General features: G+C 45.8%; 1 protein-coding gene. It reads right to left on the bottom strand.

All coding sequences use genetic code 11. From position 1 onward, the window contains the following. On the bottom strand, positions 1–475 hold a 475-nt coding region (locus HMPREF2958_RS07240), incomplete at its 3' end, for a hypothetical protein (protein WP_070697536.1). Positions 476–579 lie beyond the last annotated feature (104 nt).

The raw sequence follows: 579 nt of genomic DNA, 5'->3' as shown, positions 1-579 counted from the left end.
CGTTGAAAAACTCTTTCACACGCGGCAAGCTTTCTTGTGAAATGTCAAAACCGTACCCAACTAGAACTTCGTACAGACCACTGCCATGTAGTGGACGACCAGCATAATTTACTTCCATGATCTCAAGGATATTTACACATGCGCTTATATCATCATCAGCCATAGTAAAAAGCTGCTCGAAATTCTTATACAAAACGAAAAGCCCCTGCCGCATATCCCTATCCCTAATTGAACATGCTTCTTCGGATGCCCAGCGCATATTGAAACCTTCGGGAAAACTGTAGTTAGGGTCGATAGTTTTAACTAATCGCCTGGCGAAGTCCATGTACGATACCACTCCAGCACAATCAACAGTAATGACAGCCCACCCCTCTGCCTCCAGATAGGGCAGCATATGGTTCTCCCAGTACCCGTTCTCACGGATGAACAAAGGAGCTGTAAATTCTACGGCAGACCGTTCTTGTTGATAAGGCATGTTTCTCTCTAAAATGCAGACAGGCAAAGGAGCCTAACTATTTGAACTTTCTCCCTCACGACCACCGGTGTAGGAAGTGCTCTCGGGGTACTCATCAGGATCAT

Source organism: Rothia sp. HMSC036D11 (genome assembly GCF_001814205.1).
Classification (GTDB): domain Bacteria; phylum Actinomycetota; class Actinomycetes; order Actinomycetales; family Micrococcaceae; genus Rothia; species Rothia dentocariosa.
The sequence above is the reverse complement of the archived record's forward strand: the minus strand, read 5'-3'. Positions and strand labels throughout refer to the sequence as shown.